The organism is Zarconia navalis LEGE 11467 (assembly GCF_015207075.1).
GTDB lineage: Bacteria > Cyanobacteriota > Cyanobacteriia > Cyanobacteriales > Geitlerinemataceae > Zarconia > Zarconia navalis.
In genome coordinates this window covers 1-5,575 of sequence record NZ_JADEXN010000374.1, presented here as the reverse complement: position 1 = coordinate 5,575, position 5,575 = coordinate 1, and the positions used below count along the sequence as shown (strand labels likewise).

Genomic DNA, 5,575 nt, shown 5'->3' with positions numbered 1-5,575 from the left:
GGGTACGATCGCAATTTTGTATAAATATTCAGTGGCTCGCAAAGTCATACGACAAATTAGTAAAAAGCAAGCAAATAGCTTTTCTAGTTCTATATACTATATCGATGCAAAAGCTTACTTCGGAGCTTCGGTAAAAGCTTGCTTTTTTGTTTTATCTACTAATACAAATAATCCGAATTGTCAAGTTTACGATGAGTTAGAGTCGAACAAGCCATCATATATTATCGGCCAGAGAGATGGCTGGATAATTCGCGATACAAGCGCGTATGAGAAATGGAAGCATCTAGCCGGTCAAGATCTAAAATATATATGGCGTTCTGGAGTCAAGCATGACTGTTCTAAAGTTATGGAGTTAGAGCGAATCGATAATGCTTTTAAAAATGGATTAGGCGAAAAATGTTTTTTAGAAGAGGAGTATTTATATCCGCTGCTAAAAAGCTCAGATATAGGAAATAGTCGAGTTAGATCTTGTCGTAAGCTGGCTTTAGTGACTCAGAAAAATGTAGGTGAGGAAACTAAATCAATTCAAAAAAAAGCACCAAAAACGTGGCAGTACTTATTAAAGTATGACGATTTATTAAATAATCGAAAAAGCTCAATTTATAAAAAAAAGCCACTATATTCTATTTTTGGTATTGGAAATTACACTTTCAAAAAATGGAAAATTGCTATATCGGGACTTTATAAAAAATTAAATTTTAATCTAGTGGGTTCTATTGACGAAAAAGTAGTAGTCTTTGATGATACAGTCAACTTTTTATATTTTGATACAGAAGAGGAAGCTAGATTTATACTGGAGCTAGTCACATCAGAGCCGTCATTAGAATTTTTGAGTTCTATGATTTTCTGGGATGAGAAAAGACCCATTACGATCGAGATTTTGAGACGATTATCCCTGAAGGCGGTGTCGAAAGAGCTTGGAGTGCTAGAACAATATCTAGATTGGGCTGGAACCGTAACTTGTACGGCTAGTGGTCAGTTGACGTTGGGACTGGCTGAAAAGCGTTCGCAATACAACGTTTAGATATCAAGAATGAATGTATCGCATCCAAACGCGCGATAAGATCGGTATTTCACTAGATTTTAGACGATGGGTTTACAGCTAGAGAAAGTCATTCCTTGGGGACGCAGCTTTGACGAATATTTGCGGATATTTGCCCTCACCGAGACAGATTTGCAAAGGTCTATTCTCGACTGTGGGGGAGGGCCTGCCAGTTTCAACGCCGGGATGTGCGATCGCGGATATCCAGTGGTGTCTTGCGATCCGATCTATCAGTTTTCCGCCGCCGAAATCCATCAACGCATTCAAGATACTTATAGCGCGGTGATTGAAGGAGTCAAAGCCAGCCTCGACGACTATGTTTGGCAAGATATCGCCTCTCCAGAAGAACTGGGACGGGTGCGGATGGCGGCGATGCAGGCATTTCTGGCAGATTTTGAGGGGGATGCTTCTGGGGAAGTCGATCGAGAACGGTACGTCAACGCCGAGTTACCCCATTTACCCTTCGGGGACAGTCAATTCGATTTGGCATTGTGCAGCCATTTTTTATTTACCTATTCAGATCTTCTCTCGGCAGAATTTCATCTGGAATCGATCTTAGAGCTATGTCGGGTTGCCCGCGAAGTCCGAATTTTTCCGATCTTAGATATCTCGGGAAAACTTTCACCCAGATTCGAACCGATCGCGATCGAGTTAGAAAAACGCGGTTATCAATTAGAAGTGCGGTCAGTTCGCTATGAGTTTCAAAAAGGGGGCGATCGTCTATTGCAAGTCCGATCTCCAAACTAAAATTAAATGTGCTCGATCGCCAAGTGGGGAGTTTGAAATCAAAACATCTTCTCAAAAAAAAGCCCAGCATTCGATCGAATGCTGGGATGTTAGCCTATACTGCAATCACAAATTTAAACGTTGTTCAATTAAGCAGTCGCTTCATCTAGCTTAATTTTGACGACTTTGTTCTTTTCTGCGGTGGTCTTAGGAAGCGTTAAGTGTAAGATACCGTCTTTATATTCCGCCGTTACGTTCGTATTCTCTATTCGAGAGGGAAGCGGAATTACGCGATGGAATTGACCGTAATGAAACTCAGAATGAGTTTTTCCATTTTCTTCGGTTTGGCTTTCTTCTTTTCGTTCGCCACGAATTGAAACCATATTTTCTGTCACTTCGATGTCTAAATCGTTGGGTTCCATACCAGGAACCTCTAGCTTTAGATGAAGGGCTTCATCGGCTTGAGTGAGTTCGGCGGCTGGAAATTTGACGGCGTTATTCAAATCGCGCAATGCCACGGGAAAGGAAGAAGTAGTAGTATCGAACATCCGATCGAATTGGCGTTGTAGTGCATCAATTTCAGTCCAGGGATTCCAACGAACTAAAGTCATGTGAGTATTTCCTACGCGATAGTTGTTTGTCTCAGGCTTTTTTTTGTGCCTGTGATTCTTATAGTAATGTGCGAGTTTAGGAGTTTAGATTCGGTTGTTATCCCTAAATTTATCGAAATAACCGTTCGTTGGGAATTTGGGTTAAAAATGGGTTAGACAAAGTTCGGTAAACCCATATCGGTTGAGTTCGGTTCGGACGATCGCAGAACTTTGGCAAATCAGACTTGAGGATTAGAGTTGGGAGTCCGCGATTATTTACATAAACTTTAAGTAGATGCTTCATCTCCCCTGCCAGATAACTGAATCACTGGAGTTGGGGAGATTTCCAAAGAGAGGCGAACTTGACAATTTCACTGATTCCGCTATATTCCCATCGTCGATCTCTCTAACAGATTGCATAACCCGCTCGGAAATAACCTATGAATTTAATAAGAGCACTCGAATATAAAATTCGGTCAGAAAAATAATCGAGCAAAAGGAGGTGCTTCCCATGAACGTAGAGCAGATTTACTCATTTCCAGTCACGGTCTCTCGCCCGCTTCAATACCGATTTTTCCTCAATTGCGATCGCGATCGCGATCGGAAGAGATCTACATCACAAATAACAGTGAACTGGAAAAAATTATTGGTTAGAGTGACCTTATGGTTAGCGACAGAGATTGTCCTCAATTGTGTAGGACTCGACGATCTGGCTGACTATAGCGAATTTATTTTTGAAAGACATTCGATCGTCATCTCCCAAATAAACTAATCTGCTTCCCAAGGCTTGTACGATTTCGTTCTACTTTTTTATCCATTTGGTTTGGATTTTGTAAAGAGTTCCAAAACACAGCCCGATCGAGGGATAAAAACTGCATAAGTCTGGCAAGACAGACATATATATAAAGTAGAAGACTCAAAGCCAAGTTATAAAACTGGCTGAGTGTAGAGATCGCTTTTTCAAGCTTTCACGTTAGGGAACACAGGACTATGGGCGCAACAAATTTACAACTCGGGCAAGTCGCTCGTTTGGATTCTTTACATCCGTCCCATAGCCGAGGGCGCTTGCAGCCTCAAGAAATCATTCATCGCTATCTCCAAGATATCGTTCGAGATTGGGTTCCCGAAGACGTCCTCTGTGAATTTAAAAACCTGTTCATCCACGCCAATACCAAAAGAGCAGAAGCATTGCAGGCCTTGCAAGACATCGTACGAGGGAATCAAGAACAGCACTTCATTTCTACGATCGAGCGATCGTCCTACATTATTTTGAACTACTGGGAACTCAACGGGCAGGCTCAATTTATTCCTCAACTGGTTCAATCCTTTGGCGACCCCACCATCAAAGGCAGCAGTGTTTCTCCCGTTCTCCGACGCGTCCGAACCTGGCTGAAGCGGTTTGTGGCAAGTCCCGCATACCAAGAATTGATGTTGTTTGCCGCTCGTTCTCGGGCATCGGAAACTCCAGATTTGCCGCAGGGCAAATGGAGCGATCGCTATCTGGCATATAAATTAGCCGCTCAGTCACTTAACGTCCATAAATCTGGAGAACAGCGAGAGTTAGCTAGAGTCGTCGCTGGGAAGCACAAAGATCACTTCAAATTTGCCCTAGCCAAGTACGTCACCCGTTGCCAATCCGTGGGATACGACGATCGAACTTGCCCCAATCCCACTATTTTTGGGGATAGTATCCTGCGTCTGATGAAGACCATCGTTGTCAAACAACAAGGAATGAGTTCGGCAAAAATTGCCCAGATGTTTGTCGAACGCTCCACGGGGGCGAGTTATGCCAGCTTCAAGACAGGTTTGCAACAGTACCTCTTCGGTGCTTGCCAAAAGCAGGGTTGGGCGACACAACTCACCTGGGAGTTCAGCCGAAAATTAAATGCCCTCTATCGGGAAAAAAATACAGCAACTGTCAATGAGTCCTTACGATTTAGAACCTGCACTCGGGCGATCGAATGGCTGACGACTGAAAATCATCGAGAACCGTCGCAACTGTTTCACTTCCTCGTGTCTCGCGGCAATCCCCTCACCCTAGCATTCGTTCTCCTGAAACTGGTCTTCATTGACCCTCATTCTCACACCCATTTAGAACGGTGCATTGCAGACTTGATTCTATATTACGAAGGTTTGCCCGAAGCCGACTGTCAAGAGGCAATCCAGTTTTTTGAGGTATTCAAAATACTCTGCGCGATTTATGCCGAGGATGTAGAGTATACCCTGGTGAAGGTGAAACCGGGCGATGCGAACCGAGCGGGTAGCTTCAACCCCAATGCCTATCGACTGTTCGCACGGCTGAAATCCGATGCGGCAACCCCAGCTAGTGGAAAGGTCAGAGAAAAAGCGAGTGGGAAACCGTGCTAATTTTGCACCTCTCCATCGAGTTCTTCAAATTCGAAGGGTTGGGGCAGTTGCGTGCAGAATACGTTCACCACTTCTCCATTGGAGATGATAATTTGAATCGACTCTGAAGTTCGAGGATTCTCCCATTCCCAGAGGAATTCGCCAGCTGACACTCGACGGTTAGTTGCTTCGAGGCGATCGTCGGAGATTTTTTCTTCCAAATCCTCTAAACTCATTCCCAATTCAAATTCCTCGCAAGTACTCTCGCGAGGTTCTCGAGTTCTGGGGGCAGGGAGTTGAATCCGAACCGAACAGGAAATTTCTGCCAAGACACCTTCCACAAAGCTGACGCGAAGAAATTCTTCCGTGTCGGGGTCTGACCATTCCAGGAAAATTTCACCGGCGGGGGTGGCTTCGCCCGTGAGTTCGAGTCCCGCATCTTCGGCTAAAGCAACCAAATCTTCTGGGGTCATATCCGTGCGGAGTTCCTCACAGATGCCCGCACGCCCATCTGAGGGGGGTTCTGGCACGAGTTGGGGATCGATTTCGCCGCGATCGTCGCTGCTGCTGCCTGGGGTGGGAACCTCCTGAGCGCGAACACCTCCGATGAGGGTCAACCACCCAATAAGTACGAGAATACTGAGGTTTTTCATGAACGAGCGCAGAAGTGGTATCGATTTGCTCAAAAGCGTGTGTTTGTCCCAGACACTGTCTCATTTTTACGATGTTTCTTACATTCGTCAAGCCAGTTGGTCGGTGCCAGCAGCGATCGCCGGCCGATGTCAAAATCTCGAAAAACTAAGTTTTTCGAGAACCGATCGCCCAAAGTCAGACGATCGAGTTGGGGTCGTTCAGAATGCGATCGTCCATT

5 protein-coding genes and 1 pseudogene are annotated in these 5,575 nt (G+C 44.8%); 4 read left to right on the top strand and 2 right to left on the bottom strand.

Going from position 1 to position 5,575, the window contains the following annotated elements:
- Together IQ235_RS17350 and IQ235_RS17345 are read left to right on the top strand one after the other, a co-directional pair.
- A pseudogene (locus IQ235_RS17350) lies at positions 1 to 1,024 on the top strand (hypothetical protein); the annotation flags it as partial.
- A gap of 66 nt (positions 1,025 to 1,090) precedes the next feature.
- Positions 1,091 to 1,789, top strand: coding sequence for a class I SAM-dependent methyltransferase (locus IQ235_RS17345; RefSeq protein ID WP_264322681.1), 699 nt, complete (start codon positions 1,091 to 1,093; stop codon positions 1,787 to 1,789).
- Positions 1,790 to 1,917: 128 nt separating this feature from the next.
- Here IQ235_RS17345 and IQ235_RS17340 read toward each other — a convergent pair whose 3' ends face one another.
- Positions 1,918 to 2,379 carry an Hsp20/alpha crystallin family protein gene (locus IQ235_RS17340; protein ID WP_264322680.1) on the bottom strand — a complete coding sequence of 154 codons (462 nt, stop codon included), beginning with the start codon at positions 2,377 to 2,379 and terminating at the stop codon, positions 1,918 to 1,920.
- Positions 2,380 to 3,348: 969 nt separating this feature from the next.
- Here IQ235_RS17340 and IQ235_RS17335 point away from each other — a divergent pair.
- Complete coding sequence (locus IQ235_RS17335; RefSeq protein WP_264322679.1) at positions 3,349 to 4,725, top strand: Sll1247 family protein; 1,377 nt, start codon at positions 3,349 to 3,351, stop codon at positions 4,723 to 4,725.
- Here the strand turns inward: IQ235_RS17335 and IQ235_RS17330 are convergent.
- Positions 4,722 to 5,357, bottom strand: a complete 636-nt coding sequence (locus IQ235_RS17330) for a hypothetical protein (RefSeq protein ID WP_264322678.1) — start codon at positions 5,355 to 5,357, stop codon at positions 4,722 to 4,724. The genes IQ235_RS17335 and IQ235_RS17330 overlap by 4 nt on opposite strands.
- Here IQ235_RS17330 and IQ235_RS17325 point away from each other — a divergent pair.
- The coding region (locus IQ235_RS17325) for a hypothetical protein (RefSeq protein ID WP_264322677.1) at positions 5,356 to 5,575 on the top strand (220 nt) is incomplete at its 3' end. The genes IQ235_RS17330 and IQ235_RS17325 overlap by 2 nt on opposite strands.